The organism is Sporomusa sp. (assembly GCF_035561155.1).
In the GTDB taxonomy this organism is placed as follows: domain Bacteria; phylum Bacillota; class Negativicutes; order Sporomusales; family Sporomusaceae; genus Sporomusa.
Genome location: NZ_DATMYD010000154.1, coordinates 1 through 26,708, shown reverse-complemented (window position 1 = coordinate 26,708; position 26,708 = coordinate 1). Strand labels below are relative to the sequence as shown.

30 protein-coding genes are annotated in these 26,708 nt (G+C 42.8%); 4 read left to right on the top strand and 26 right to left on the bottom strand.

Annotation, left to right across the window (positions count from 1 at the left end):
- Positions 1-368 precede the first annotated feature (368 nt).
- A complete protein-coding gene (locus VN447_RS21160) occupies positions 369-944 on the bottom strand; it encodes a hypothetical protein (protein WP_325528055.1) in 576 nt (191 codons plus the stop codon).
- 739 nt (positions 945-1,683) lie between these two features.
- Here VN447_RS21160 and VN447_RS21155 point away from each other — a divergent pair.
- The 3 genes from VN447_RS21155 to VN447_RS21145 are packed head-to-tail and all read left to right on the top strand — an operon-like array spanning position 1,684 to position 2,516.
- Positions 1,684-1,875 carry a hypothetical protein gene (locus tag VN447_RS21155; protein ID WP_325528053.1) on the top strand — a complete coding sequence of 64 codons (192 nt, stop codon included), beginning with the start codon at positions 1,684-1,686 and terminating at the stop codon, positions 1,873-1,875.
- A gap of 29 nt (positions 1,876-1,904) precedes the next feature.
- Positions 1,905-2,135 (top strand): ferritin-like domain-containing protein, encoded by a 231-nt coding sequence (locus VN447_RS21150; RefSeq protein ID WP_325528051.1) that lies wholly within the window; start codon positions 1,905-1,907, stop codon positions 2,133-2,135.
- Between the two features lie 24 nt (positions 2,136-2,159).
- Positions 2,160-2,516: a spore coat protein gene (locus VN447_RS21145; RefSeq protein ID WP_325528049.1), complete on the top strand. Its 357-nt coding sequence runs from the start codon at positions 2,160-2,162 to the stop codon at positions 2,514-2,516.
- Positions 2,517-2,577: 61 nt separating this feature from the next.
- On the opposite strand, the gene VN447_RS21140 is transcribed toward VN447_RS21145, so the two are convergent.
- The 25 genes from VN447_RS21140 to VN447_RS21020 form a co-directional block, all read right to left on the bottom strand.
- The gene (locus VN447_RS21140; protein WP_325528048.1) at positions 2,578-3,591 is read right to left on the bottom strand and encodes a hypothetical protein; all 1,014 of its coding nucleotides are present in this window, start codon (positions 3,589-3,591) and stop codon (positions 2,578-2,580) included.
- 83 nt (positions 3,592-3,674) lie between these two features.
- On the bottom strand, positions 3,675-4,610 hold the full coding sequence (locus VN447_RS21135; RefSeq protein ID WP_325528046.1) for a patatin-like phospholipase family protein: 936 nt from the start codon (positions 4,608-4,610) through the stop codon (positions 3,675-3,677).
- A gap of 88 nt (positions 4,611-4,698) precedes the next feature.
- A complete protein-coding gene (locus VN447_RS21130) occupies positions 4,699-5,412 on the bottom strand; it encodes a class I SAM-dependent methyltransferase (protein WP_325528044.1) in 714 nt (237 codons plus the stop codon).
- Positions 5,413-5,481: 69 nt separating this feature from the next.
- Entirely contained in the window at positions 5,482-6,930 is a 1,449-nt protein-coding gene (locus tag VN447_RS21125; protein WP_325528042.1) for a sensor domain-containing diguanylate cyclase, read from the bottom strand.
- A 151-nt stretch (positions 6,931-7,081) separates the two neighbouring features.
- Positions 7,082-7,624 carry a 2-oxoacid:acceptor oxidoreductase family protein gene (locus VN447_RS21120; protein ID WP_325528041.1) on the bottom strand — a complete coding sequence of 181 codons (543 nt, stop codon included), beginning with the start codon at positions 7,622-7,624 and terminating at the stop codon, positions 7,082-7,084.
- Positions 7,621-8,373, bottom strand: coding sequence for a thiamine pyrophosphate-dependent enzyme (locus tag VN447_RS21115; protein ID WP_325528039.1), 753 nt, complete (start codon positions 8,371-8,373; stop codon positions 7,621-7,623). The genes VN447_RS21120 and VN447_RS21115 overlap by 4 nt, the downstream gene beginning before the upstream one ends.
- Positions 8,374-8,375: 2 nt before the next feature.
- On the bottom strand, positions 8,376-9,443 hold the full coding sequence (locus tag VN447_RS21110) for a 3-methyl-2-oxobutanoate dehydrogenase subunit VorB (RefSeq protein WP_325528037.1): 1,068 nt from the start codon (positions 9,441-9,443) through the stop codon (positions 8,376-8,378).
- Positions 9,444-9,448: 5 nt separating this feature from the next.
- Positions 9,449-9,664, bottom strand: coding sequence for a 4Fe-4S binding protein (locus VN447_RS21105; RefSeq protein WP_325528035.1), 216 nt, complete (start codon positions 9,662-9,664; stop codon positions 9,449-9,451).
- Between the two features lie 95 nt (positions 9,665-9,759).
- Complete coding sequence (pduL, locus tag VN447_RS21100; protein WP_325528033.1) at positions 9,760-10,332, bottom strand: phosphate propanoyltransferase; 573 nt, start codon at positions 10,330-10,332, stop codon at positions 9,760-9,762.
- 40 nt (positions 10,333-10,372) lie between these two features.
- Positions 10,373-10,720 (bottom strand): ASCH domain-containing protein, encoded by a 348-nt coding sequence (locus tag VN447_RS21095; RefSeq protein WP_325528031.1) that lies wholly within the window; start codon positions 10,718-10,720, stop codon positions 10,373-10,375.
- Between the two features lie 19 nt (positions 10,721-10,739).
- Positions 10,740-11,906, bottom strand: a complete 1,167-nt coding sequence (locus tag VN447_RS21090; RefSeq protein WP_325528029.1) for an aminotransferase class I/II-fold pyridoxal phosphate-dependent enzyme — start codon at positions 11,904-11,906, stop codon at positions 10,740-10,742.
- Between the two features lie 109 nt (positions 11,907-12,015).
- Entirely contained in the window at positions 12,016-13,305 is a 1,290-nt protein-coding gene (locus tag VN447_RS21085) for an amidohydrolase (protein WP_325528027.1), read from the bottom strand.
- A gap of 25 nt (positions 13,306-13,330) precedes the next feature.
- On the bottom strand, positions 13,331-14,572 hold the full coding sequence (locus VN447_RS21080; RefSeq protein ID WP_325528025.1) for an adenosylhomocysteinase: 1,242 nt from the start codon (positions 14,570-14,572) through the stop codon (positions 13,331-13,333).
- A gap of 18 nt (positions 14,573-14,590) precedes the next feature.
- A complete protein-coding gene (mtnA, locus tag VN447_RS21075) occupies positions 14,591-15,634 on the bottom strand; it encodes an S-methyl-5-thioribose-1-phosphate isomerase (RefSeq protein WP_325528023.1) in 1,044 nt (347 codons plus the stop codon).
- A gap of 11 nt (positions 15,635-15,645) precedes the next feature.
- Complete coding sequence (mtnP, locus tag VN447_RS21070; RefSeq protein WP_325528021.1) at positions 15,646-16,437, bottom strand: S-methyl-5'-thioadenosine phosphorylase; 792 nt, start codon at positions 16,435-16,437, stop codon at positions 15,646-15,648.
- A 15-nt stretch (positions 16,438-16,452) separates the two neighbouring features.
- Complete coding sequence (ppaX, locus tag VN447_RS21065; protein ID WP_325528019.1) at positions 16,453-17,100, bottom strand: pyrophosphatase PpaX; 648 nt, start codon at positions 17,098-17,100, stop codon at positions 16,453-16,455.
- A 273-nt stretch (positions 17,101-17,373) separates the two neighbouring features.
- On the bottom strand, positions 17,374-17,790 hold the full coding sequence (locus VN447_RS21060; protein ID WP_325528017.1) for a TIGR04086 family membrane protein: 417 nt from the start codon (positions 17,788-17,790) through the stop codon (positions 17,374-17,376).
- A 74-nt stretch (positions 17,791-17,864) separates the two neighbouring features.
- Positions 17,865-18,623, bottom strand: a complete 759-nt coding sequence (gene surE, locus VN447_RS21055) for a 5'/3'-nucleotidase SurE (RefSeq protein ID WP_325528015.1) — start codon at positions 18,621-18,623, stop codon at positions 17,865-17,867.
- 18 nt (positions 18,624-18,641) lie between these two features.
- Entirely contained in the window at positions 18,642-19,367 is a 726-nt protein-coding gene (locus tag VN447_RS21050) for a 7-carboxy-7-deazaguanine synthase QueE (RefSeq protein WP_325528013.1), read from the bottom strand.
- A 3-nt stretch (positions 19,368-19,370) separates the two neighbouring features.
- Positions 19,371-19,748, bottom strand: a complete 378-nt coding sequence (gene queD, locus VN447_RS21045; RefSeq protein WP_325528011.1) for a 6-carboxytetrahydropterin synthase QueD — start codon at positions 19,746-19,748, stop codon at positions 19,371-19,373.
- 116 nt (positions 19,749-19,864) lie between these two features.
- On the bottom strand, positions 19,865-21,148 hold the full coding sequence (locus tag VN447_RS21040) for a glycosyltransferase family 2 protein (RefSeq protein ID WP_325528009.1): 1,284 nt from the start codon (positions 21,146-21,148) through the stop codon (positions 19,865-19,867).
- A gap of 153 nt (positions 21,149-21,301) precedes the next feature.
- Positions 21,302-21,982, bottom strand: a complete 681-nt coding sequence (pssA, locus tag VN447_RS21035; protein ID WP_325528007.1) for a CDP-diacylglycerol--serine O-phosphatidyltransferase — start codon at positions 21,980-21,982, stop codon at positions 21,302-21,304.
- A complete protein-coding gene (locus tag VN447_RS21030) occupies positions 21,979-22,620 on the bottom strand; it encodes a phosphatidylserine decarboxylase family protein (RefSeq protein WP_325528005.1) in 642 nt (213 codons plus the stop codon). Before VN447_RS21030 ends, pssA begins: the two co-directional genes overlap by 4 nt.
- An 89-nt stretch (positions 22,621-22,709) precedes the next feature.
- Positions 22,710-23,438, bottom strand: coding sequence for a WecB/TagA/CpsF family glycosyltransferase (locus tag VN447_RS21025; RefSeq protein WP_414714933.1), 729 nt, complete (start codon positions 23,436-23,438; stop codon positions 22,710-22,712).
- A 58-nt stretch (positions 23,439-23,496) separates the two neighbouring features.
- Entirely contained in the window at positions 23,497-25,470 is a 1,974-nt protein-coding gene (locus VN447_RS21020; protein ID WP_325528003.1) for a PBP1A family penicillin-binding protein, read from the bottom strand.
- 130 nt (positions 25,471-25,600) lie between these two features.
- Between VN447_RS21020 and VN447_RS21015 the strand changes: the two genes are divergently transcribed.
- Positions 25,601-26,530 (top strand): polysaccharide deacetylase family protein, encoded by a 930-nt coding sequence (locus tag VN447_RS21015; protein ID WP_325528001.1) that lies wholly within the window; start codon positions 25,601-25,603, stop codon positions 26,528-26,530.
- The last annotated feature ends 178 nt before the right edge of the window (positions 26,531-26,708 follow it).

Sequence of the window (26,708 nt, the reverse complement as noted above, 5' to 3'; positions counted from 1 at the left end):
GTCCGATAATATCTATTATGTAAAGTTAAGCTGGAGAGAGGCATAAAAGCCGTATGTCTTTGGAATTAACTGCCAAACGTTACAGAAAACGATTATGATAATTCCAAAAATATATACAATTCAATCATCACATCACGCCAGTTTTCTTCCGCTCTAAACATTATAACTGTTGTCAGACGTGCTTATAACTTTACGGGGCTATGGTAGAGCGACGAACTTCGTTGCCGTGGGTTTGCTAGGTGTTTATCCGCATTGGATTGAAATGCTGTTTTGGGGCTTGGTTTAACGATTATTGTTGAAACCTGAATTATTGGTATTATGTAACCTTAATACTTTAATATGTGGCATTATAGCAACCCCTTTACTCTTTAATTATATCCATCGGAAGGGGAGTTTCCGCCTGCCCATTCTATGCTTACATAATATAAAGTTCCTAGCTGAGATTTTACAACCGAAATTTTTGCAAAATACAAATCCTTTTTATAGATAGTCGATACATAACCCTTTGTATTCCAACAGTCTGATATATCGTAAAACTTCCAGCCATTTCTTTTAAATTGAGTATCGTAATATTCTCCAATTTCCAAATTACTCAAATTTGAAGAAAAATGACATGATGCTTTTTTCCAATCAATCCATCTATCATCTATTTGGACTATTTTGTACTCAATTTCAGGTATGGTTTGCAATAATCCGAATTCATAATCTATGGTAGCTTTGATTTCCTGCCTGTGTTTAAAGTTTAATATCGTTGAGGTTCTTCTTTTTCGAAAACAAACAATAATTGTAACAATTAAGATAATTAATAGTATTCCAACTCCAAACAGATAATCTGCCCTGTCTTGAAAACTACCATGAGCAGGACTATCATGAGACGTCATCCATAGAAATAGCATACCTAGAAAGACAAAACCTCCACATCCAATTTGGGGATATTTTACCATGCAACGCTTCCCCCTAAATAGTTAGTGAAAAAACAGAATAAAACCTCATACAGGCCTTCAATTTGTCTAGTAGTTCAACAAGGCTGAGATAAATCCCTTTAATGAGACTGCACAGGGGATAACGCCCGGGGTATCTTATGGGACTCCCCTATTCGGTATCCTATCCCCTTTCTTCTCTGTTCTTCTAGCTCTCACCCAATGGGTTCGGCTCTCTAATTGATGCTCTTAAGGCTTACGTGGAGACTCCAGGAGGTAAAGACTAGAGAAGAACGCAAATTCCCCTATCTAGTCTCTTTTTTGCTTTAAAAATTCACTCTCTCCTATTTGCATTGATTCGTAGTTGCCCCAACACATCCGATTGCTCTATTGCGATTTCGTTGCGATTGATCGCAACGAAATCGCAATAGAGCAATATATTTCCAGGTTGTTTTCAACACTATCCAGAATAACAGAATGTCATAAATAAAATACTAAACTTAAAGTTGAGGAGGCTTCGGAATAAAGGAAGGTGGTCATTATGTTAAAATCATCCTACAGATCTAGTTCGACCAATAGCTTGTATGATTTTGCCGAAGAATTAACTAGCTTTAATAAAACTAATTCTAAACAGGAAAAAAACAGCAGTACTCAAAGTAATAATACGAATTCTACCAACGCATATGCTCATAATCATGATAGCGAAACGCATGATATTGATGATTAGTAACTGTTCCATAAAATCAGGTTTGGTGGTGTTTATATGAAAATACTTGGTATGTTTAATAATGAAAAAAGTGAAAAGTCAAGCTCGGAACAAGCTAGCAAAAAGACTGAAGGCTATAATTATGAAATCTCATCAGATATTGCCTCTCCTGCTAACTTAGATCAATCAAAACAAAATACTTTGAAGACTAAATATGAGCTCAACGAAGATATGATTTTTCCCAGCTAACAAGTTATTTATTTACGGAGGTGAAAAAATTGGCTTACTACGGAAAAAATTATTCCCAGCAGCTTACCCAGAAAGAAAAAAATTATTTACAAGATGCTTTACAAATGGAGAACCTAGCATTGACTAAATATAGTGTGTATGCAGACCAGTGCCAGGATAACGAGCTTAAAAATTTATTATTTAATATCTCTAAAAATAAGCGTCAGCACGCTGATAGGTTGAAGCAGCTAACAGGTCAGTCTATAGAACAATATCAATAAAATTACTTGTAATGAGGTGATTTAATGAGTCATAATAGACGCTATGGCAATAACACAACAACTAGCCGTAATAGACTTTCTGACCGTGATATGATGGTTGATTTAATAAATACCGAAAAGCACCTCTCACATTTGTATGAACATGCAATAATGGAATCTATTAATATAACCGTCCATAATGCGGTGGAAGAATTCCAACATGATGAACATGAAAATGCTTATACTTTGTTTAAAGTTATGCAAGAACGTGGCTGGTACAACCCAGCTGGACAAGAGCAAAGCGCTGGTAATAAGAGGACCTTTAATGTAAAGCCTAATAGAAGAAGCCAGCCAAATTTTAATAATAGCAGATTATATAATGGTCAATACCAAAATACTTAAATATCGTGCTACTTTAAAAAACCCAGGAATGTATCCTGGGTTTTTAATTTTAATATTGAATCTACAGAGTGATGTTCAACTTATCAAGTACGTGTGTAATATTGTTAAACATTGTTGCTTGTTCTGAACCGGCAAATAATAGGCCTACGGCATAATTATCGTTAGTTAAAATTAAAGAACCACTGTCTCCAGGCATACTCATTGGTCCTGCAAGAACTTGATCACTAAATACCCCATATTCTTGGGTGTTCATACTGACTTTAAATGTTACATTAGTCGCTAGCACCTGACTATGAGTGATGCCGGTAGTCCGACCACTTTTTTTAATAGCTAAACCGAGTGTCGGTTCTTTTATCCCAGTGACGACACCGAATTCTAAAATCTCTGCACTGATGGCCTCTGAATTTATTGGGATTGCTACGGCACAATCCACAAGATTAACTTTTTCACTTTCACGCACTACCTGGACTTGATACTGCGGGCGGAGAATATGAATACACTTATTAAGCAGCATCTCAAAAGTTCTGGCTATTTTACAGTGTGGCGAGGCTGTTTCACGATATAACGGCACGAACCGGTGTAGATGAGCAATGGTGCATTCTTCTATTTTGCCGCCATCATATATTCCCGGTTGGATGATGGGATCACCGATAGTGGCGCGCCCGTCACTACCGTCAGTAATATTCGCCAATACATGATTATTGGATAATATAAGTAATTCGCCGGTATCTTTGTCTTTAACAACTGCACCAAAGGTCCCGGCCGAAATTTTATAATGCCCAAGGCTCATTCCTGGTTGGGCCGGACGGTGGTACTCCATCCGCTCACCTAGTAGTCGAATATCGCCAACTTCTATTATATCAGTTGGCGTATTATTCATTATTCTTGGCAGCGCTGCACCATTTCGTAATTTAGAGTATGGATACTTTTTTTTAACTAATATTGTTAGGGCTTCCTGTCCTGTATTTTCACCGCGGACATATTTGTGGCCTTGACCAACACCGACTATATTATTATCGTGAGCATCCAATTTTAAAAGTTGACGAAATATTCCCGGTATGTCTCTTTTATTCATTTCCGTGCCCCCTTGCCCTGCATATCATACATCAGACTAATGTATGATATGCAGGGCAAAATCAGCAGGCAACTATAGCTTAATTATAGTAAATCTTTAATTTCACTCATTTTGTCAATTGCGGCATGATAACCACGTTTAATAAATTCATTGGCTTGTTTTAAATTTTTATGATTTAAATCATACGTCTGAGGCCTGATAATTACATCTGCATACTGCTCAGATTTAATTAATGTAACTTCCCTGCCCATAATTTCAATACATTGCATAAGTATTTCACCAACAGAGTTAGTTTCATAGTTAGGTTGGCCTGAATAGCCTAAATCAACAGCAATAATCTTATCAGCACCCATATGATTTAAGATATCTGTGGGCAGATTGTTTTTTACAGCCCCGTCTACTAATGTCATTCCGCGGTATTTCTTTGGGAAAAAAACTCCAGGTATAGAAATACTAGACCGTACGGCTTCATACAACAAAGCATTATGATAGTACCTAGCATTAGGGATAACTCTATTGGCTGGCAACGGAGATGTAAAAAAAACGGTATCTGCTGAAGTTATATCGACTGCAGTGATTGCCAAAGGGATTTTTGTATCACGAACTGTTCGCTGGTGCCATAATTTTTCCAAGAATTCTTCAATCTTATCCCCTTTTAACAACCCGGTAGGTAACACCGACCAAAAACGAAATTTTCCGCTCATTAGCCACTTAAAACCATGTTTAAATAAATCTGAGGAAGTTACTTTCAGATCGACTAAATCATGAATATCGATATCGTGGATAATAGACTGCATTTGTGGCGGAGAGTAACCGCAAGCGTACATTGTTGCCACTATTGCGCCAGCACTGGTACCGGAAATATAATCAACAGGTATGTTATGGTCAGTCAGCGCTTTAAGTACTCCGATATGTGCGGTACCTCTTAACCCGCCGCCGCTTAAAGCCAACCCTATTCTTGGCCGAAAGCCGCGCTGTAGCTTATTGATGGTGACAAGCATTGCTATTTCACCTCGCACATTCCATCCTCTATTATGTTATGAAAGAGCAGCGAAAGGTGATAATTAAAGCATAAAAAAAGAGACTATTAGTCTCTTTTTAAGCTAGTTATATTTTTTTTGCAAGAATTATCATACGCGGAGTTTCTGAGCTATAGGAACGCCCATCAAAGCCGCCGTAAGTTTCTATAATTGATAGCCCGCTATTGCTAAATATATTAGCCATCTCGGGAAGAGAATACGCTCGTAAAATAAAATCGTATTGAATTTTTGTGCCAGTAACCTGGTTGATAAGTTGTCGTTTCATCGTCGCAATCCCATTTTCTAATTGCACCTTATACGAGAGAACATATTCACCACTGGGATGCCGCCAATATCGGTTTAAGTTATTACGCACCATCCAATCTCTGTTTAACAAGTCGATCAGGAATAGACCGCGGGGTTTTAAAGCTTTAGCAATAAGTTTAATAATATTAGCGTTTTCATCATCCGTAAAATAACCAAATGCGGCAAACATGTTAATTACGGACGCGAACTGCTGGTCGTAATTAAGTTCTCGCATGTCCTGCTGCTGGAAGGTAACGTTGACTGAGGCTTCTTGCGCTTTCTGCACTGCAATATCCAAAAAATCCTGAGTAGCATCGACACCGGTAACGTTAAACCCTTGTTTAGCCAGTTCTATGGCGTGGCGTCCGTAACCACAATATAAATCTAAAATAGACTCACCAGTTCTTAAATTAAGGACACTGGTAATAAATCGTACTTCCTGGTCTGTACCAGCCAAGGAATACGCTTTAAAATCACCTAATATTTCATGAGTCACTTTTGACACCACCGTATAACATTCTTTTTCTTGGAAGTTCCCTTGCTGCGTTTTGTGACTTAATACTAACTAATTATTAGTGCTGTATAAACAACTACGATTCCTGGTTGAGCGTTTGGCAGAATAGAGTGCGGTATCAGCGGCATCAATAAGTTCAGATTCTGAATCGGCATTGTCAGGATAGCCTGCTATACCAATACTGACTGTTAACGCTCCGCCAGGCTGGTTATTGCTGTTCTGAAACGGATATTCAGCAATAGCCTTCCTTATTCGTTCAGCAATTATGTGGGCTTGCGTTACGTTGGTTTCCGGGAGCAATACCATAAACTCTTCGCCGCCATAACGAAATACAAAATCGGTGTCCCGGCAGTACTGGCGAACAAGCTCGGCAACAGCTTTGAGTGCGTCATCGCCATATAAATGTCCGTTAATATCATTATAGTGCTTAAAATAGTCAATATCAATCATTAGTAGACAAAGTGGCCATTTATAGCGGGTTGCTCGTTTTAACTCCTGCTGAAGCATAATACGGAAGTGCCGGTAATTATAAAGGCTTGTTAAGCCGTCTGTTGAAGCGTCAATACAAGCTTGGTTTACGTGATTAGCATGGGCGATGGTTATGGCAATTTGACTGGCTAGCGAGCGAAGTAAATCAAGATCATAGGCTTTGAGCGCTTGTTCTTCCGATGTTTCTACATCCAGCACGCCAATCACTTGGTCATTAACAATAAGGGGTATAGCAACCTCACTAAAGCCGTTTGTTGTACCAGGAATATATCGTGAATCAAGAGTTATATCAGGGATATAGACAAGCTCACGGTGTAAGGCGGCATACCCAGTTACTCCTTGGCCTAGTGGTATCCGAATACTATCATTATAGCCGCGATGGGCTTTGTTGATTAGCTCCTGCGAGTTCGGCTCAAGTAAGAATATGGCTGCATTAATATAACCCAATTCACGGGTTATTCCATCCAATATTTCTTCTAACACTTCCTGCTCATTCACAGTTTTTTGAACGATAGCGGTTATTCGATATAAAGCAGATAATTTTTTATGAGCGTGTTCCAAATCCATTAAATGAAAGTCGAGTTTAGCCATGGACACACATAAATCTTGGTTCAGAGCCTCATGTTGTTCAGTAATGCTAAATAATTCCTCCTGGAACAGCACTGTCTCCGTAACGTTCTGAAAAAAGATAATAACACTCTGTTCCGGTCCTGGAGCAAAAGTACAATCAAAGTACTCGGTCAGATTTCGGCTTGAGATATGTTTGAACTGGCTAATTGCCGTTTGTTGCTGAGATGTTTGGCAAGTACTAACGGAGTCGCAAATTAGCAGGCAATTGTGCATGTCAAATACCAGGCGCAGAAGCTTTAAAAAGCGTTTACCTATTAAAGGTGCCAGTGAAACTTGTGACCGGCCCGTCATATGAATATAGGAAATAATACCGGTTGCATTTACAGTGATAAGTGCTGACGGTTTCGCATTGACAACGGTATTTATCATATCTATATACATTAGGGTGCTATCCATTCCAGCAATCATCTCACTCTAATTTTTGAATATTTAATAAAAGTTCGCTATTTTCATCCGAAATCCTTCCCCTTGTCTGGTAATTAATTATCAAATAAAGAACTGCCCAGTTTATCTCCGGGCAGTTCCCAACAATCTAAATTTCGCCTTTTATATATTTCATACCACGGCGGATGGCGCTTTCATTGATTGCCAGAAGTTCAGGCTTTTTAGCAAACATTTTGGCGAAGGCTTTTAACACAGCATCAGCAGATACCACTTCAGCCGCGCCGATGAGCGATCCTACGATAACCATATTGGCTGTTTTGGTGTTGCCAAGTTCAGCGGCGATTTCATTAGCGGGAATCTGGTAAGCTGTAATGTCTGTACGTTTGGCCCCACGCTCAATCAGTGAACTATTGATTATAAGTATGCCGCCTGGCTGAAGTAATGGTTCAAATTTATCAAGTGATGGCAAATTCATGGCAATTACCAGATTAGGCTCAGAGACAATTGGCGCACCGATAGGTTCATCGGAAATAATAACTGAGCAGTTAGCGGTGCCGCCCCGCATTTCAGGGCCATAAGATGGAATCCACGATACTTGCTTGTTCTCAATCATACCGGCATAGGTTAATAGCTGGCCCATGAGCATTACGCCTTGACCACCAAAGCCCGCCATGATTATTTCGTGGGTCATTTCGCTACCCCCTCCGATGTTTTATAGACACCTAACGGGTAATAGGGAATCATATCCTCTTCAAGCCATTTAGCAGCTTCGACAGGACTCATACCCCAGTTAGTCGGACAGGTTGACAAGATTTCAACTAAGCCAAAGCCTTCGCCTTTAATTTGCAATTCAAAAGCCTTTTTGATAGCAGCCTTGGCTTTAACCATGTTGCCAGGAGTATTAATGGCTACACGGGCGATAAACTTGGCACCTTCAAGAGTAGCTAACATCTCCGAAACTTTAATTGGATAACCGGTAGAGTCGGCGTTTCGACCGTAAGGTGAGGTATTAGTTACTTGACCGATTAAGGTTGTAGGCGCCATTTGACCACCAGTCATGCCGTAAATAGCGTTATTGACAAAAATAGTAGTGATTTTCTCACCTCTGGCCGCAGCGTGGACAATCTCAGCGCAGCCAATGGCTGCTAAGTCGCCGTCCCCTTGATAAGTAAAAACAACGGCATCAGGATGAACACGCTTTACCCCAGTAGCTACTGCTGGCGCGCGGCCATGGGCAGCTTCAAATGCATCAAAGTTAAAATATTCATAAGCCAGTACTGAGCAACCAACAGGCGCCACGCCTATCGCTTTATCACGTACATCAAGCTCATCAAGTACTTCAGCAACCAGACGATGAATAATACCGTGATGGCAGCCTGGGCAGTAGTGAAAGGGAACATCTTTTAGCCCCTTGGGCCTGGAAAAGATTTTTTCAGCCATGATTATCTGGCCTCCTTACCCTTGAATATATTGACAATCTGCTCATATACTGCTTTGGTGCTAGGGATCATACCCCCTGAACGTCCATAGAAGTGCACGGGTTTAGCTCCGTTAACAGCTAAGCGGACATCTTCGATCATTTGACCAGTACTGAGCTCTAGGGTAAGGAATGCAGCGGCCTTGCCAGCTAAAGCGGCAAGAGGTTTTTCTGGAAACGGCCACAGCGTAATTGGACGTAGCATACCAACTTTCATGCCTTCGCTACGCGCTTTTTCCATGGACGAACGAGCGATACGTGAAGTAATACCATAGGCTATGAGTACAAGTTCAGCGTCTTCGGTGTATAATTCTTCATAACGTACTTCATTGGCGGTAATTTCGGCATATTTTTGCTGCAGATGGATATTGTGTAATTCCAATTTCTCAGGCTGGAGATGAAGTGAATTTACAATATTAGGTTCACTACGTCCTCTAAGGCCTGTTGCAGCCCAAGGTTTGGGAATCGGTTTAGCATCGCTAGGACTAAACTCTACCGGTTCCATCATTTGGCCTAATGCTCCATCACCCAGCAGCATAACCGGGTTGCGATATATATCTGCAAGATCAAAGGCCAGGATTGTTGTATCAACCATTTCCTGGACTGAGTTAGGCGCGAGCACTATGTTCCGATAGTCACCATGGCCGCCGCCTTTAGTCGCTTGGAAATAATCAGACTGAGCTGGCTGGATGCCCCCTAAACCAGGGCCACCACGCATGATATTTACAATAACGCAGGGAAGCTCGGCACCGGCAATATAGGAAATGCCTTCCATTTTTAAGCTTATTCCAGGACTTGAAGACGAGGTCATTACCCTAGCTCCGGCACCCGCGGCGCCGTATACCATGTTAATGGCAGCAACTTCGCTTTCTGCCTGCAGAAATACTCCATTAATTTGAGGCATACGTTTGGACATGTACTCAGTTAATTCAGTTTGCGGTGTTATTGGATAGCCAAAATAATGACGGCAACCGGCAACAATAGCGGCTTCACCAATAGCCTCATTGCCTTTCATTAATATCTTTTCTGCCACTAGAATCACTCTCCTTTGTCCTTATGAATCTCAATGACAACATCCGGACAGGTCTTGGCACAGAGAGCGCACCCAACACATTTAGATTCGTCAATACAAGTAGCCGGTCGGTAACCTTTGCTGTTAAACCTGTTGGCGAGAACTACTATTTTGTGTGGACATGCTACTGTGCACAGTTCACATCCCTTGCACCGCTCCTCGTTGAAAACTGGTCTTGGCATATGGTTCCCTCCTTTTTTCACATAGGAACATTATATCCAGTATACAAAAAAGTCAACCCCATGTCTTACAACACGGGGTCAATTAAAAAGTATTTCTATTTTACAATTTCAACCGTGTTACCAGTATTAATCTTGGCGGCGTTACCTTCATCTGTATCAAGGTGACACTCAAGCTGGAAGCTGTCACTTACTCTAGCTAAAACATTATCGTAAATAAGGCCCCGCTCGCCATTATAGCGAACTTTCACAATATCTTTATCTTTTAAGCCTAATTCGGCAGCATCGGCAGTCGTCATATGAATATGGCGACAAGCAGCAATAACGCCTTCCTCTAGTTTTACTTCGCCTTTAGGGCCAACCAGAGTCAATCCAGGTGAACCTTTTAAATCGCCGGAATCACGAACAGGCGGATTAATACCAAGCTTGAGAGCATCAGTCAGAGCGATTTCAATTTGGGTTTGTTTGCGCTCAGGTCCAAGAATACGAACTTTTTTGAAAGAACCTTTTTCAGTAACTAAATCAACTTGCTCTTCGCAGGCAAACTGACCAGGCTGGGACAGATCTTTTTTTACAGTGAGTTGATATCCTTCACCAAATAAGATATCAAGGTGTTCACGGGATACATGCAAATGGCGGGCAGAAATACCTACAGGAATTGGTTTAGACATGGAAATGCACTCCTTTTATATTAAAATTATATTATACCAGCTATTCAATGATTTCCGAAAAATATACTACAGTTACAATATCACTGCTGATCAAAGTCTTATCATAAATAGACTGCAAAAAGACTAACAGTTCATCGATGCTGGTAAGATCCGGGTTCTCTCCTTGTAAATCATCCAGTGTCAATTGTGAAATAGGCTTGACCAGAACTCGGTCAATAGCTGCAGTAAATATTCGTTTCTTTTGGGAAAAGCGTTTGCCTACAGTTACCCATACAATATCGCCTTCTGAATATTTATTGGTCTTATCCCCTAGCCTAATCGTACATATTTTGCGGCGACAAACCAATTGGCTGTGATAGTTAGACGAATAAAAATTCAATGCCCTCATCCCAAAATCCTCCTATTTATTATGGTTTTAGCCATTTTTTTATTCTAGTTACAGCTTCGGACAGCCTTTGCTCAGGCTGAACCAACGCTATACGTACATAGCCTTCACCGCAAGCGCCAAAAGCGCTACCGGGAATAACAGCTACTCCGGTATTTTTTAATAATGAGACTGTAAAGTCAAAGGATGACTGGTTAGTGGGAACTGGTGCCCACACATACATAGAAGCCTTAGGCCGGTCTACTTCCCAGCCTATTTCCGAGAAACCGTCAACAATTATATCACGGCGTCTTTGATAGGTTGCTGCAGTTTCTGCAACACAATTCTGAGAACCGGTCAAGGCAGCTATGGCAGCTCGCTGGAGCGGATAGAAAATTCCATAGTCAAAATTGGATTTTAAACGCCCGAGAAGAGATATTATGTGGGCATTACCTACGACATAACCAACTCGGCAGCCAGCCATATTATATGTCTTTGACAGAGAATTAAACTCTATAGCGATATCTTTAGCGCCGGGAATGGATAAAAAGCTGTCTGGGCGGTAGTCGTCAAATACCAGATCGCTATAAGCAAAATCATAACAAACAAGGATGTTATAACGCTTAGCAAACTCGACAACCTGTTCAAGAAAACTCCGTGGTGCTGTAGCCGCCAGTGGATTATTAGGGTAATTCAAAATCATTATTTTGGCCCGTTTTAATATGGTTTCATCAATGGCTGTCAAGTCGGGCAGATAGTTGTTTTTAGGAGTCAGCGGCATTTTGTAGAGTTCGGCGCCGGCAACAAGCGGACCGGCGCTAAAAATTGGATAGCCTGGATCTGGTATAAGTACCACATCACCAGGATTTATTAGGCACAGGGATATGTGAGCTAAGCCATCTTGTGAACCAATAAGTGAGTGAATTTCAGTTTCAGGGTTCAGCTCAACGCCAAATTTAGTATGGTACCAGTTAGCAATGGCGTTTAAGAGGTCAGGCACTCCTTTTGATAAGGTATATCCGTAGTTAAAGCAGCAGTCGATAGAGTCTTTTAATGCTTCAATAATATGTGGCGCTGGTGCCATATCAGGACTGCCTATACTTAGCGTAATAACGTCTTTACCAGCGGCAACTTCGGTCTTGCGCATATCATCAATTTGCGTAAATATGGCTGAAGTTAATGCCTGCATACGTTCGGATTGCTCAAACATTGTTGCCCCTCCAATAGCCTTACATAATGAAATTTGGTCAAATATGTTAATTTTTAATATTCAATATAAGTAAGGCAATTCCTGTTGGCAAAAAGACAAAAAAATATTTTTATTTAGTGTGTGTTTGATTAACTAATCGCATACCTCTCCGGTCAGCTTCAGCCATAAGACGTTCCTCATCTATTGTAGTCAGCTGGCGATTATCCAGCAGTAATTTACCGTCGACAATTACACTATGTACATCGCGAGCACTGGCTGCATATGTCAAAAGGGATAAACGGTCGTGGCGCGGATACCAATGTGGTTCCCGCATATCAAAGACAGTTATATCTGCTTTGTACGAAGTCTCCAATTTGCCAGTTATTTTGCCTAGGCCTAAGGCCTTAGCACCTTGGGCAGTAGCCATATCTACTGCTGTTTTTGCAGGAATAGCCAATGGGTCAAGACGATGAACCTTATGCAGCATTGCGGCTAAGCGCAACTCTTCAAGCATATCTAGGTTGTTATTACTCGCCGCGCCGTCAGTCCCCAATCCTACGCAAATTCCAGCCTTAAGCATATCGGGAACAGGAGCCACGCCACTGGCCAATTTCATATTACTACCTGGATTGTGAGCCACTCTTACGTTCTTTTCTTTCATAATAGCAATATCTTCAGGAGATACGTGCACACAATGGGCGGCTAAAACACCGTGGTCCAGGACGCCGAGCTCTTCCATCAGTGCGATAGGTGATTTCCCATATTGTTTTTGACATTCGGCCACTTCGCCAGCTGTTTCTGATAAATGTATATGTATTTGGGAGCCTAATTTTTCAGCTAACGCGGTAACTTTTTTAAGATAGTCAGGTGGGCAAGTATATGGTGCGTGTGGTCCGAGCATAACGGTAATTCTGCCATTAGCTGCAGAATGCCATTCTTTATAAAAGTTTTCGCTTTCAGCCAGCGCTTGATTGGCTGTGGGGGCAACTCCTGCCATCCCGCGTGATAATACAGCGCGAATGCCGCTCTCTGCTACCGCCTTGGCGACTTCAGGCATAAAAAAGTACATGTCTGCAAAGCAGGTTGTGCCTGTCTTGAGCATTTCGGCAATCGCTAAAAGCGTTCCCCAATATACATCTTCTGATGTTAAATTCTCTTCGGCAGGCCAAATCTTTGTCCGCAGCCAGTCCATGAGCATCATATCGTCTGCATAGCTTCGAAACAGTGACATAGCTGCATGGGTATGGGTATTAACAAAACCAGGAACTACGAGCTTATCTTGGCAGTCTATGGTCCGCTCAGCTTGATCAGTTACCGTACCGATTTGAGTAATAACCGAACCGGTGATGGCAATGTCGGCTTGTCGTACTTGGCCATCGGTGCATAGAACATCGCCGCCTTTAAGTACTATATTTACCATTTATATGCCCCCTTTGCGCTTTGTACTAGGCTTTATGGAGATACTCATCCTGATCAGGGGTAAGTCGGTCAATGCTAAAGCCCATGGCTTTCAGCTTGAGATCGGCGACTCGCTGGTCCATCTCAGCCGTTACAGTATATACTTTATTGTCTAATTCAGCGTGCTTACCGGCAATATGGAGAACTGCCAGTGTTTGCATCGCGAAGGATAAATCCATAATCTCTGTTGGATGCCCGTCTCCTGCTGCCAGGTTAACTAAACGGCCTTCTGCCAGCAGGTATAATTTGCGACCGTCTTCCATAACGAATTCTTCGATATTTTTTCGTACCGTTCTACGACTTTTAGCTAACGCTGACAAGTCTTCTTTATTAATTTCGACGTCAAAGTGACCGGCGTTAGCCATGATTGCGCCCGGTTTCATAATTTCCATGTGCTCTCGACGGATAACATCTTTACAGCCTGTCAGTGTAACAAAAATATCCCCACGAGACGCGGCTTCCTGCATCGGTAATACAGTAAATCCATCAAATACAGCTTCAATGGCTTTGATGGGATCAATTTCCGTAACAATTACGTTTGCGCCCAGGCCTTTGGCCCTCATGGCCACCCCTTTACCGCACCAACCATAACCGGCAACCACCACTGTCTTGCCAGTTACCGTAAGGTTGGTAGTTCTCATAATCCCATCCCAGGTGGACTGGCCAGTGCCGTAACGATTGTCAAATAAGTATTTGCAATATGCGTCATTAACCGCTATCATGGGGAATTTTAGCCGTCCGGAGTCTGCTAACGCCCGTAACCGTAGGACACCGGTAGTTGTTTCTTCTGAACCCCCGAGGATTCTCGCAGACAATTCACTCCGCTCGCCATGTAATAAAGATACCAAATCGCCGCCATCATCAACAATAATATCAGGTTTGGTATCAAGCGCTTTATGTAAAAAATCTTCATATTCTTCGGCGGTAGTATTGTACCATGCAAAAACTTTGACTCCTTGGGCTGCCAAGGCTGCAGCGACATCGTCCTGTGTTGATAGTGGGTTACTGCCGGTTACGGTAACGTTAGCCCCGGCGTTTTTGAGAACAATTGCCAGATAGGCAGTCTTTGCTTCCAGATGCATGGTGATAACCAGATTTTTGCCGGCTAAAGGCTTTGTTTGAGACAGCTCCTCATTCAAAACGTTGAGTACAGGCATAAACTCTTTAACCCAGTTAATCTTATCCATCCCCTGAGGGGCTAAGGCAATGTCACGAATAATAGAATCCATAGTTTTAATCTCCTTCCCTTACTTTCGCATCCTAGATAATTGGTCGATAGACTCTTGGTATGGGGCCCGTAATATGCCATGTTCAGTGATGATTGCAGATATCATAGTATGTGGTGTGACATCAAAAGCTGGATTAAACACCTGTACTCCAGCGGGTGCCACACAGTTGCCGCCTAAAGAGGTCACCTCCGTTGCACACCGTTCTTCTATTGGAATATCGGTCCCACTGCTTATTTTGAAATCAAAAGTGGATACCGGTGCAGCTACATAGAATGGAATGCCATGTTCTTTGGCCAGTACAGCTACGCTGTATGTTCCAATTTTATTGGCAACATCACCGTTTAAAGCAATTCGGTCAGCGCCGACGATGACTGCTTGTACCATCTTATTTTTCATTACCCAGCCAGCCATATTATCGGTAATTAAAGTGACCGGAATGCCATCTTGCATCAGCTCCCAGGCTGTCAGCCGGGCACCCTGAAGAAGCGGCCGGGTTTCATCAGCAAAAACCCCAGTAATGTTTCCTTGGGCCCAAGCCTTACGAATAACCCCCAGTGCTGTACCGAGGGCGACAGTAGCTAATGCGCCGGCATTGCAATGAGTTAGTACAGATGTGGGAGTTGTAAATAAGCTCGCACCGTATGCCGCCATTTTCTCGTTAACAGCCTGGTCTTCTTCAGCAATAGCAATAGATTCCTGTTCCAAAGCCGCGATTGCTGCAACAGAATCGGCGTCATCAGGTAACCTATTGATAACATCCATCATACGGTCAATAGCCCAAAACAAGTTTACGGCTGTCGGCCTAGTCTGACGCAATGCTTCAGCCGTCTCAAATAATTTGTGCTTAAATTCGTTAATGGTAAGGCCGGCAAGTTCACGGCCTCCTAGTACCAAGGCAAAAGCAGCAGCAGCCCCGATGGCTGGAGCGCCGCGTACTTCAAGGCGTCTAATAGCTTCAGCAGCTCGCCGCCAGTCATAACACTCGATATATTCAAGCTTTGTTGGCAATAAGGTCTGATTTAACAATGTTAGACAGTTATTTGACCAAACTACAGAACGCATACCATTCCTCCTTACAGTTTAAAGCCACCATATTCAGCCAACGCATGCTTGCAGGCACAGTCAGTTTCAGTATCCAGGCGTGATATTGCAGCCATAATGAGCTGTTTAATGTTTTCGGCATTGACTTGCATTGTTTCCAGTACTTCATGATGGGTTAACGGCTGTGGCGAAATGCCAGCGGCAAAGTTAGTAACCATAGATACAGTTGCGTAACACATTTCAGCCTCGCGGGCTAAAACAACCTCAGGGACATTAGTCATGCCTACCACATCACCGCCAAACTTAGCAAACATCTTAATCTCGGCAGGAGTTTCAAACCGTGGGCCTTCGGTGCACACATAGGTTCCCTGCTGATGTATGGAAATGCCGAGGTCTTTGGCCGCTGCGGTTAATACATTGCGCACTGCCGGGCAATATGGCGTTGTTACATCGACATGAACTACGCCACGTTCGCCACCTTCATAAAAAGTTGTTGTTCGATTTTTGACAAAATCAAGAAACTGGTCAATGAGCACAAAATCTCCTGGCTTCATATCAAGGTTAAGTGAACCTACCGCTGTTGTCGCAATAATATTTTGTACGCCAAGCTTCTTTATTGCCCAGATATTGGCTCGATAATTGATTAAATGAGGTGGGATAGAATGGCTGCTGCCATGACGCGGAATAAACGCAACCTCTTTACCAGCGTATTCGCCACTTTTAAAGCGCACCACGCCGTAAGGAGTAGCAATCTCCTGTTCACGGATATTGTCTAAGATTCGTGGGTCGTATACACCTGTTCCACCGATGATGGCAATCTTCATAATTTATCACCCTGCCTATTTATTTTCTATGACACAAATGTCAAGCAAATCCTCAATTGTATTAAGCACATAGTCGGGCTGTTCGGCCAGCAGGTTCTCCCAATCTATCTGGGTCCAGCGGACTGCTGCTGTTTTCACCCCTGCTGCGCGCGCACTTGCCAAGTCGAAAGGACTGTCTCCTACCATCAGGCATTCGGCTGGCGCGAGTTTGATTTGTTCCAGTGCTAGCAGTACCGGTTCAGGATCAGGCTTATGTTTGAGGCATTCCTCGTGGCCGATAACAATAGGGAAATATTTGTCCATGTCAAACAGGCGAAGTCCTCTGATAGCCGTACTTTTTGTTTTTGATGTCACGATCGCCATTAGTATGCCCGCATTATACAGCTTTTGAATGGTCTCAGCTACGCCGACAAAACCAGTTGTCAGGTTGTCATGATGAACTAGGTTGAATTCCCGGTAGGTTTTAATCAAATCTTCAACCTTATCAGGGCCGTAATGCTCCATGGCAGCTCTGAGGGGCTTTCCAAAGAAAGCATAGACTTCCTGAGGAGTAAGCGGCCTTCCATAATGCTGCTCAAAGGTGTGCTGAAAAGACCGGATAATCAAATTAGAGGTGTCAATCAGTGTACCATCAAGATCAAATAAAATTCCTTTGAATTTCAATGTTGCCTCCTGAAAAGAGTTAATGTAACCAGAAAAACAGGAGCCTGGCTTGAGGCTCCTGTTTTTGCCCAGGTCTTTGGCAGTTAGACCCTAAGCCTGCCAGCTTTTAAAAAAGATGCCAACCTGTCCGCTTTTCATTCATAGTAAGCAAGCTTCTTTAGCAGTGCGAAGTGGACACAAAATTGTCCACTTCTCCCTTTTATAGTTAGAAGTAATACTAAATTTAAACATTCAAGATTACTGCTAAAATCCCTGCCAATCTTTTACTTCAAATTACAAATTTACGCCAATAAATCCGCCAAGTGCTCCAGCCAAACTGCCAGCGGCAAATTTATTACCCAGCATGAGCCACGATATTTGTTCCTGGCCCAACTCAAAGCCTATCCCTATCGAAAACAGCACATAGATTATGCCAACGGCACAGCCGATAATCAAGCCCTTGCCAGATATCTGCTTGGTTGCGTAGACACTGCCAATAAAAATGCTGGTCATAGTCACAGCGACCATAATATATTCGAGATAAGTATCAATAAATCTATTCTCTGATATCAGGCTAATTAGAGAAAGGCACACGGCACAAACAAGCGATACAGCTATGCTAACTGCTACTCCTTTAAAAATAGCCATAGGCACATTGGTATTACGTGGAGCTTGTGGGTAGTTTCTTGTCCGTCTGGAAACTTTGGCCATAGTACTCCCTCCTGAACAGTCTTTTACTGTAAATTTATGCAAATAACAGCCAAATATGCCGGACTAGTATAACTTTATAACTCCCATGTCTCCATTACATTCATTATGCCATAGTTGGTCAGATCAAAATGTATCGGTGTAACCGATACTTTACCGTTTTTTACGGCAATTATATCGCTGTCAGGGTCATTTTCAGTTTCCGATACATGGCCGCTCATCCAATAATATGTGCGACCTCTGGGATCCTGGCGGCGTTCAAAAGTATTTTCGTAGCTGCGGACTCCAAGCTTGGTGACCTCTATTCCCCTGAACTGGTCTTCGTTCAGGGCGGGAACATTGACATTGAGCAGAGTATTAGGCGGCAAACTATTAATAACCATTTTTTCAACAATTTTTCTGGCAATTTTAGCCGCAGGTCCGAAATCGAACGGTTGCCAACTGTCCAGCGACATTGCGACAGCGGGCAGTCCATGCAATGCTCCTTCAATCGCGGCGCTCACAGTACCTGAATATAGTACATCGGTTCCTAGATTTGAACCCTGATTAATTCCCGAAACAATAATATCCGGCTGGTCATCTGTAAGCAGAGCCTCTAAGGCAACCTTGACACAGTCAGTCGGCGTGCCGCCAACCCGCCAAGCGCAAATAGCGGGGTTATCAATACAATGTTTATCGACCCATATTGGATGATGTACAGTAATTGCTTGGCTTGATGCGCTTTTTTCACTGTCTGGCGCGACTACAGTAATTCTAGCAATCTGGGACAATTCCAGCCACAGCGCTTTTATTCCCGGTGCATTGATACCATCGTCATTGGTCAAAAGTATATGCAAGGCACAGCCTCCCAATAATTATAATTGGCCCATAAACTTATGGGTCTGCGGAATTACCCTGACGTTTTCAAGCAGTCTAAGTGCTTCTGCCTGATAAGTAAGCATGGCATCCGGCGTAACGGCTGTAGAAGCGTTACACGGAGTAACCGGCTGTAGGATGAGTGGAATACTGGTGCTGACTGAAGCTACTAAATCAATGGCTTGCTTAAATTCATCCCAGCCGGTTTGACCTGTGATAACTAACTTTACAAAAACCTCTTTAGTTGCTGCTAGACGCAAAAATTCATAGTGTTCCTGCCAGTATGCTCTTCCGGCAATACTCGGCAGTTTTAGATCCATACTGATAATATGTATATGCGGCAGCGCTTGGGCAAGTTTGTCAAACATAGTGCCATTGGTCTCAAGATATATCAGGCTATTAAGTTTAGGTGCCAGCTTTATAAGGGTCTCTGTTTGACCCAACGGTTCCCCACCTGTCAGACTAATCGAATGGTGTCTTATGGCTAAGAGCGAATTAATTCTCTGCGCTAGATGATCAATAGAAAGTGGGTTCGCTATTTTATCGAAATTTCGCTTGCCTGGTGTGCGCTCTACTAGCGCATACTCGCATAGCTGGCGGGAATCAGGGGTGTCACAATAGTCACAGGTTAAATTGCAGCCGGCAAAGCGTACAAATATCTGGCGTGTTCCGATATATAACCCCTCACCCTGAATCGAAGAAAATACTTCAACAATATTCGCCATATCTTACCCCTGAGGAGAGTATTTGACAGCCGAACGGGGCGACTCCCAAACTTGAACACAGCGAACCTTGATACTCTGCTGAAAGACAGGGTTCGCGGCAAGGGTATCATAGATGTATTTTGCAATGTTTTCTGCAGTTGGGGGAATTGTTTTGAATTCTGGTAGATCATTAAGATAGTAGTGATCTAGATTATCCATAACTTTACCTACTTCAGCCTTAAGCTCTTTAAAATCCATAATCATACCAAGCTGGTTAAGCTCATGGCCATAAACCGTGACTTCCACTTTCCAATTATGACCATGCAAGCGGCAGCACTTGCCCGGATAGTCAGGCAACTGATGAGCAGCCTCAAATTCTGCAATAATGGTTAAATCATACATGGTTAAATACCTCCTTGAATAATAGGTTTTATCAGCTATCTAAGAAATATACTTTGAATAGTTAATTATCGCGGCCATCTTACTATATGCAAAAAAAGATGAGTGTTAACTCACCTTTATTTTATAGCTTGCTTACTTAAGAGGTTTTCCTTGGTAAACTCGTCCGAATTATTTAGTAACATATCGCGATAGCTAAGACTGCGAGTATGCTCCGTGTGGCTCCAATTTCGGTCATTACGGTGCAGGAATCCTAGGAAAGTAATTGGTATCCAACTGTACACGAAGAGCGGGTAAAAAATTAAGTATAACCATGTCTTCCAGTTAGCGCGGATCTTGGCTAAAATAATGATTGGAAAAATATATTGACCGATGGCGATGATAGTCCACACCTCAATAGGTAGAACCATATAGAGAATATTAGTATAAAAAGGAACAATATGGTACAAATAGCTTAATATAACGAATGTTGTCGACAGTATCAAAAAATGCGGCTGAACCAGATGAAGTACGCCATCTAAAATTCTTATATCACGTCTCTTTATTCCCTCGGCTAGTAGTTTTGGGATATAACGTCCGGCAACATCAAAGTGACCTTGTGCCCAACGCTTGCGCTGCTTCCAGGATTGCATGAAAGTAAGCGGTTTTTCATCATATACTATGGCGTCATGCGCCCAAGTAGTACGAATACCGATTAACAGCGTTTTCATGGTAAATTCCATATCCTCAGTAAGACAGGTGGCTCCCCAGCCAAACTTTTTCAGGATATCGGTAGAAATACACATCCCGGTTCCGCCTAAGACGCTTGATAAGCCAAGATTATATTTAGCTAGATGCCAAATATGATTGACGACCCAGAAAGAAATGGCGAAGGTTGCGGCAATCCAGGTATCATTAGGATTTTTCGCATTAAGATAGCCTTGAATGACCTTTTCTCCCTTGCATAAGCGATTGTTCATCTCACTTAGGAAGTTAGGATCAACAAGATTGTCAGCGTCAAATACTACTACAGCGTCATATTGCTTTTTTAAAGCGAACAGCTTTTCAAACATCCATTCCATGGCATAGCCTTTTCCCCGCTGCTCAAGGTTAAAACGCTCGTACACGAAGGCACCAGCGTTTTTGGCAATCTGGGCTGTGCTATCTTTGCAATTGTCTGCTACAACATAGATGTCGTAAAGATCCTGTGGATAATTAAGCACATGCAGATTTTCCACCAACTGACCAATTACTTGTTCTTCGTTATGCGCAGCAACTATAATGGCAAATGTATTTTTCGGAGTCGTTATTTTATCTTCATGTCTTTTACAAATTCCGAAAAATGCAATGATAAAATAGTACAACGTGAAAAACACAATAATAAGTTGCATTGGAATCATTATGTAGTCAAAAATGTAATTCATGGACGATTCTCCCTTGTAAAATCCTATCATCAAACATGTTTGATGATAGGATCTATTGAGCGGTTTTCCTAAAAACTGTCTTTAAATAATATGCATATGTTTCGGCTAAATGTTTATTTTTCCTGCTCTTTAACAGAATTCGGCAATATAAATTTAAGTGGCAGAATGACGATCAAATAAGCCGAATAGGGTATTTAAAATGCCGAACAGAGAGTAAACAAAAAACGGTACAAAAACTACTGCATTTAGGGTTAAGAACAAAATATATGCGCCTAAAATAACGGAAATAACAGCCGGAATTAAGCGAACTGGTTCGCCGCCTTTACCTTTAAAATCAGGGTACCTGATGGTGCTAACCATCAGGTAGGCAAAAATCGCTACCATTAAGGGAAATATCCAACCGGACGGCTTCATGCCCAGCATGACAAAGGTTGCTACGACACAGCCGGCAGTAGGTATTGGCAATCCCATAAAATAGCCTTTGACAGTACCAGTATTAACATTAAATCTTGCTAAGCGCAACGCACCGCAAGTTGCAAAAGCGGCAGCAATGAAATAACCTGCCATGCCAAAGTCTTTGAGCATAAAGGCGTATGCTAAAATGGCGGGAGCTACGCCAAAGGAAACCAAGTCACACAATGAATCAAGTTCTTTGCCAAAGTCACTACTTACACCAAAGTATCGAGCAACCCGGCCGTCCAGACCGTCTGCAACCAGCGCAGCAACTATAAATAACGCTGAACGGGTAAACTCACCTTGAAAGGTAAATATAATGGCAAACATGCCGAGCACTATGTTGACTGCTGTTAATATGTTAGGAATAGCATTTCTCACTTTTCCTTTAACCTCCCTATCACGGTTATTCCGCCTTTAACTCTATCCCCCTTTTTAACAAGTATGTCTACTGTCGTTGGCACAATAAGCTCGGTACACGAACCGAACTTGATCAGTCCATAACGTTCACCCTGCTTAAGGACACTGCCCAGGGTGACCCAGGAAACAATACGCCTTGCCAGAATACCAGCGATTTGCGTGACTAATACACGCATCTGGCTATTTTCCAAGCCAATAGCGTGACGTTCATTTTCGCAAGCTGCCGTCTCTTTATAAGCAGGCTTAAATCTACCGCAAGTATATTGCTGAAACTTAATCTCACCATTAATAGGGCTACGATTGACATGAACATCAAACACAGATAAAAAGATTGTGACCTTGATACTTTTCTCATTAAGAAACTGATCGTCGTACACTTCACAGACGCCCATTACTTTGCCGTCGGCAGGCGATACGATCAAGTTGTCGTCCTCTGGCACATCACGTTTGGGATTGCGGAAAAAGAAGGTAACAAAGGCCGTCAATACTCCGGGAATAATAGCCCAATAAGAGCTAAAGGTTAAGGCGGCAATAATAGTGACTAGTCCAAGTACAGCAATATATATGTATCCTTCTTTGACAACAGGAGTTTTTACCATCTATCCACCTCCCTGTGAAAACCTCCTATAAGTACTCAAACCAAAAAGCAAGTTCAGTATATCAGTATAATATACTTGGTTTACTTTGTCTAACACTTTTTGCCTAGCATGACTTTAACAGCAAAACGGGGCAAAGCCATCATCCTGATTACTCGCTGCGGCTGCTGGATTAAGCGGAACAGCCATTCCAAGCTGGTGCGTTGCATCCAGAGCGGTGCGCGTTTAACAGCGCCAGCCATTACATCAAAAGTGCCACCGACGCCCATACACACTGGCACGTTGAGGTCGGATAAGTTTCTCGCTAGCCACTTCTCCTGCTTGGGAACCCCCAAAGCTGCTAATAAAATATCAGGTTTTGCAGCTCTGATTGATTCGATAATAGCTGGCTCATCCTGTGTTGTGAAAAAGCCATCTCTTATACCGGTAATCCGAAGGCCAGGATAACGCTCCAAAGCAACACTTTTTGCCTTTTCGATAATTGCTGTCTGGCTCCCAAACATAAAAACGCTGTAACCTTTGTTCGCGGCATGGGCCAGCAGGTTTTGAGAAAGGTCGTAGCCAGCGACTCGCTCCGGCATAGTATATCCTTGATGCCGTGCCGCCCATACTACGCCGGCGCCGTCAGGCACTACCAAATCACATTGATTAAGGATTGCGGCTAATTCTTGATCTTCTTGCGCTAACATAACCATTTCTGCGTTGGCGGTAGCAATTAAATGCGGTGTTTTACCCTTAATAAACTGTTCGAGTTTGGCTACTGCTTCTGACATGGTTACAATATCAATAGAAACGCCTAAGACAGTTGCTTTAGTACCCACTGAGAAATATTAACTCCTTAAACTTTGTTTTACTATACTAGCACATTGTACCACAAGTTTAAAATGACGGCAATCTCGACCAGGGCCATTTCCAAAACGGCTGCTTGCGCTCCTGCTGATCCGGCTGCTCTTGTTCTTTTGTGCCAGGCGTCAGCCACGGCTTAGAACGTTCAGGCAATGGTTGGGTTCCTTGGATAAAAGCACTGTATTCGGTCTCTTTGCAGCCGCTTCCTGCCAGCTTACCTGTGTTTGTACAGATAGGGATGCCTGCAACGACGTTAGACGGAATAGGGAAATCAGTCGGAGGTGTGTTTGCTACTATCTTGGAAACCATCTTACCCCATAATGCCGAAACCTCAGCACCAGAAATACCCACTGGCTTACGATTGTCATTACCCACATAAATGCCTACTAATATATCTGGAGTATAACCGATAAACCAGGCTGTTTCATAATTGTCAGTAGTGCCTGTCTTGCCAGCAGCCGGGCGTCCAAGATTGGCTGGTGTTGCTGTACCATCCTGGATCACGCCTTTAAGCATATCTGTCAGAATGTAGGCTGTCTCCGGCTTAAGTACCGATTGTTGGGTTATCCTGCCTTCCTCAAGCACTTGGTCATTTTCATCAAGTACTTTTAGGATAGACACAGGCTTAGATAATACACCGCTATTAGCAAAAGCACTGTACGCTGTCGTCAATTCCCACAGATTAACTCCCTGAGTTAGGCCGCCTAAAGCTGAAGCCAGATTATTATCTTCGGGTGTTAATGTTGTGATACCTAGTGTTTTCGCAAGCGTTAACGCTTGGTCGATTCCTACCTGCTGTCCGAGTTTAACTGCGGCTACATTGACTGACAAGCGCAAAGCTTTTTTCATGGTAACCGGCCCGCGATACTTCTTATCATAGTTAACCGGCGAATACCCATTGATGTTAATGGGTTCATCAACAATAATGGCATTGGCAGTAAGCCCTTGATTGAGGGCGGCTGCATATAAAAATGGCTTGAAGGCCGAACCAGGCTGGCGGACCTCGGCGAACACGCGATTTATTTGACTTTCCTCGTAATTACGCCCACCCACCATAGCTTTAATATACCCATTTTTAGGATCAAGGGCCAGTACGGCTCCTTGCAGCTCACCTAACGCAGCCTCGGCAGCCTGTTGCTGCTTTATATCTAAAGTGGTATATACTTTAAGGCCGCCTTTATATACTCTGTTGGCGCCATAGCGCCCAACCAATTCATTAGCAACATAGTCAAGAAAATAGGAGGCTTGTACTACCCGCTTTTTTTTGCCGGCAACCTTAATGGGCTCAGCTTTGGCCCGTTCGGCTTCCTGCTCTGTTATGTACCCTTCTTTGACCATTCCGGCCAGTACAACTGACCGGCGATCTAAGGCAGCCTTCATATCAATATAGGGCGAGTAGATATTGGGACCGCGCGGTAATCCTGCAAGCAGAGCGCTTTCGGATAAAGACAGCTCTTTGGCATGTTTGCCAAAATACATTTGGGCAGCTGCCTCTACACCATAAGCTCCTTCGCCAAAATAAACCTGGTTTAGGTAGGCTTGCATTATTTCTTGCTTAGAAAACCTGCGTTCAATAATTAAGGCTAGCAGTGCTTCTTTTAGTTTCCGGATTAATGTTCGCTCTTGGGTAAGAAACATGTTTTTCGCCAGTTGTTGGGTTATCGTGCTTCCGCCCTCAACAAGACCGCCATGGCGGATATTAACTACTATGGCACGAACGATACCAATAGGATCAATACCAAAATGATTGTAAAACCGGGTATCTTCATTTGCTATTATGGCCTGCTGAACGTAGGGTGACATATTGTTAATTGTTACTACAATACGGTTTTCCTCAAATAACTTAGAAATTAGCTGACCGTTTATATCAAACACCTGAGTAGCAGCTACCAAATTTAAGTTATCCAGGTTGTCAGTTCCCGGCAATCCTAAAAATGCATAGCCAATATTGGCCGACATTGTTAATAAAATAACCAGGACTGTAATTTTAATAATGTTTCTTGGCATAGGCATACACTCCTCTCAGAAATAGTATCCCCAAGCTACCTAAGTTTTACATGCAGGAATAGTGCATTCGACGGAGAATATACGAGATTTAGACATAGTTTGTCAAACCATCGCAGACAGGAGCGGCTAAATGAAGCATAAATCGTGGTTTTTTCAGGCAATATGCAGCTTAGGCGTTGTGTGTCTTACACTACTAGTATCATCGCCACTGGCTTTGCTTGCCTTCTCTGATTTCAATTCGCCTGTGCCGGCTTCAGGGTCACCCATATATCAGGAATCTCCTCCGGACACTGTCAAGTATACCTTGCCGGGCACGTCTGCCGATGCCTACTATATGAATGAAAGCCTCGATAACCCGCCGAGTTCAGGTAAACCGGTCTATGATGTATTTACTGTGGAAGAGCGACAGGCAAAAGGACTAGCATTGGAAGTTCCCAAAGTGGTCCCCTATTATGGTCAAAAGGTTGTTTACCTTACCTTTGATGATGGCCCAGAGCCGGAAAATACTCCTGCTGTACTAGAGATCTTAAAACGTCATGGTATAAAGGCAACTTTCTTTGTAGTGGGCAATCAGGTTGAAAAGTATCCAGATATTTTACGCCGCATATATCAGGAAGGACATGCTATTGGCAACCACTCTTACAACCATATATACCGAGAGCTATATCAATCAGCTAACACTTATGTTTCCCAATTGCGCCATACTGATGAAATCGTAAAGCAAGTAATTAGTGTACGACCGCGTATCTCACGCGCACCAGGCGGTTCGGCCGGAAGCTTTACCAAAGAATATTGGGAGAGCTTAAACAAACTGGGCTATATTGAAGTTGGCTGGAATATCAGTTCTGGTGATGCTTCCAGCGCAAAAGCCAGTCGAATTATGAACAACATTGCCGCACAAATGGATAATAAAAATTTATGGAGCCATGCAATTGTGCTGATGCATGATGGCCGCGGCCATGGCGAGACAGTAAAAGCCCTGCCTGATATTATTAATTTTTATAAACAGCGCCAATTCGAATTCCGGGTAATTAGCTTTGAGACCCCCCCACCCTGGTAAAAAAAAGATGTAAAAATGCTTTGGACACTGGTCCAAAGCATTTTTTATCCGATGACCAAGCCGCTCTAAGACTCCCATCTTCTACAAGTGGGAGTTAAGAGCGGCTAAGTCCCTGGATAAGGTCGACTAAACTTCAGATGGGGTTAAAACCCCACCTGAAGCTAAGTCTCACTTTATT

Coding starts and splice junctions, on each gene's coding strand:
- VN447_RS21160 (WP_325528055.1), bottom strand. CDS start 944: ATGGTAAAATATCCCCAAATTGGATGTGGAGGTTTTGTCTTTCTAGGT.
- VN447_RS21155 (WP_325528053.1), top strand. CDS start 1,684: ATGAAAATACTTGGTATGTTTAATAATGAAAAAAGTGAAAAGTCAAGC.
- VN447_RS21145 (WP_325528049.1), top strand. CDS start 2,160: ATGAGTCATAATAGACGCTATGGCAATAACACAACAACTAGCCGTAAT.
- VN447_RS21140 (WP_325528048.1), bottom strand. CDS start 3,591: ATGAATAAAAGAGACATACCGGGAATATTTCGTCAACTTTTAAAATTG.
- VN447_RS21125 (WP_325528042.1), bottom strand. CDS start 6,930: ATGTATATAGATATGATAAATACCGTTGTCAATGCGAAACCGTCAGCA.
- VN447_RS21120 (WP_325528041.1), bottom strand. CDS start 7,624: ATGACCCACGAAATAATCATGGCGGGCTTTGGTGGTCAAGGCGTAATG.
- VN447_RS21115 (WP_325528039.1), bottom strand. CDS start 8,373: ATGGCTGAAAAAATCTTTTCCAGGCCCAAGGGGCTAAAAGATGTTCCC.
- VN447_RS21105 (WP_325528035.1), bottom strand. CDS start 9,664: ATGCCAAGACCAGTTTTCAACGAGGAGCGGTGCAAGGGATGTGAACTG.
- pduL (WP_325528033.1), bottom strand. CDS start 10,332: ATGTCTAAACCAATTCCTGTAGGTATTTCTGCCCGCCATTTGCATGTA.
- VN447_RS21095 (WP_325528031.1), bottom strand. CDS start 10,720: ATGAGGGCATTGAATTTTTATTCGTCTAACTATCACAGCCAATTGGTT.
- VN447_RS21090 (WP_325528029.1), bottom strand. CDS start 11,906: ATGTTTGAGCAATCCGAACGTATGCAGGCATTAACTTCAGCCATATTT.
- VN447_RS21085 (WP_325528027.1), bottom strand. CDS start 13,305: ATGGTAAATATAGTACTTAAAGGCGGCGATGTTCTATGCACCGATGGC.
- VN447_RS21080 (WP_325528025.1), bottom strand. CDS start 14,572: ATGGATTCTATTATTCGTGACATTGCCTTAGCCCCTCAGGGGATGGAT.
- mtnA (WP_325528023.1), bottom strand. CDS start 15,634: ATGCGTTCTGTAGTTTGGTCAAATAACTGTCTAACATTGTTAAATCAG.
- mtnP (WP_325528021.1), bottom strand. CDS start 16,437: ATGAAGATTGCCATCATCGGTGGAACAGGTGTATACGACCCACGAATC.
- VN447_RS21060 (WP_325528017.1), bottom strand. CDS start 17,790: ATGGCCAAAGTTTCCAGACGGACAAGAAACTACCCACAAGCTCCACGT.
- VN447_RS21050 (WP_325528013.1), bottom strand. CDS start 19,367: ATGGCGAATATTGTTGAAGTATTTTCTTCGATTCAGGGTGAGGGGTTA.
- queD (WP_325528011.1), bottom strand. CDS start 19,748: ATGTATGATTTAACCATTATTGCAGAATTTGAGGCTGCTCATCAGTTG.
- VN447_RS21040 (WP_325528009.1), bottom strand. CDS start 21,148: ATGAATTACATTTTTGACTACATAATGATTCCAATGCAACTTATTATT.
- VN447_RS21030 (WP_325528005.1), bottom strand. CDS start 22,620: ATGGTAAAAACTCCTGTTGTCAAAGAAGGATACATATATATTGCTGTA.
- VN447_RS21020 (WP_325528003.1), bottom strand. CDS start 25,470: ATGCCAAGAAACATTATTAAAATTACAGTCCTGGTTATTTTATTAACA.
- VN447_RS21015 (WP_325528001.1), top strand. CDS start 25,601: ATGAAGCATAAATCGTGGTTTTTTCAGGCAATATGCAGCTTAGGCGTT.